Below are 1015 nucleotides of genomic sequence, written 5' to 3'. Positions count from 1 at the left end.
GGCGGGCGCGGGACCCGCGACCGGGTCCACTCGCGGAAGGTCAGCCCCTCCGGCACGTCCCAGGGGCCCTCCTCGCGGCGGACGCACATCACCGGGGAGTCCAGCACGTGCCGGGCCCAGTCGGCCCGCGGTTCGCCGTCGGTCGGGGGAGCCCCGGCCCGGCCGGGACCGATCTCCATCCAGTGGAGCTGCCGGGTGGAGCGCCAGCCGGTGGGCCGGCGTGACGTCAGCGGGGAGTTGGCGAACGCGGCCACCAGGACCGCGCCGAGCTGGTGCGCCAGCCACCAGCGCCGTTCGTAGCCCAGCGGGCCCGGCTCCTCGTACCCGGCGTCCACGCAGACCTGCACGGAGGCCGAGGCGCACATCATGTGGCGGCCGGCCCGTCCGGTGCGGTCCAGGCACGCCTCCATGGCGTCGTAGCGGGGTTCATGGAGGAAGCGGCGGGGCTCCTGCCAGGGATCGTGGCCGACGCCGAGGAGGGCGAGGCCGTGCCCGGCGAGGACCTTGCGGACCGCGGTCAGGTCGGCGGAGACGGAAGTGACGCACTCCGTCAGGGAGGCGGCGGGCAGCGAGCTGAGCTCCAACTGGCCGCCGGGCTCGACCGTGAGCGGCGAGTCCAGGGGGACGGTGCGCACGGCCGCGTGGGCCGCTTCGAGCCGTTCGGGCGGTACGGGGAGCCAGGGCCGCTCCGGGTCACGGACCAGCCACTCCACCTCCACCCCGAGGGTACGGGGCGGGCCGGTCTTGAAGCAGATGCCCCGGATCAGGGCGTCCACGCCGTGCCCCCACGCGCCGCCGGGGTAATGCTGGTGGGGTGCCGCGAAGGCGCCCGGAACCGGTCACGCCCGGTACGGGAGGAAACGCGCGAGGAGACGGAGATGAACGATCTCGGACGTCCCATTGGGCGCTCTTGTGCGATTCGGTGCGAGGGTCTTGGGTGGAATGCGTCTTTGCCCGGCACACACCCGGCCGGGCTCCGTCGGCACGCTGGAATCCCAGGAGAACCCCGACATGT

The 1015-nt window shown here is 74.0% G+C and carries 1 protein-coding gene; it reads right to left on the bottom strand.

Features of this window, described 5'->3' with window-relative positions:
• A partial coding sequence (locus CCN33_RS16715) for a glutamate-cysteine ligase family protein (protein ID WP_244173833.1) occupies positions 1–776 on the bottom strand: 776 nt, incomplete at its 3' end.
• Between the last annotated feature and the right edge of the window lie 239 nt (positions 777–1015).

It is taken from the genome of Streptomyces recifensis (assembly GCF_002154615.1).
In the GTDB taxonomy this organism is placed as follows: Bacteria; Actinomycetota; Actinomycetes; order Streptomycetales; family Streptomycetaceae; genus Streptomyces; species Streptomyces griseoluteus.
Note: the sequence above shows the minus strand (reverse complement) of the source record. Positions and strands in the feature narration are given on the sequence as shown.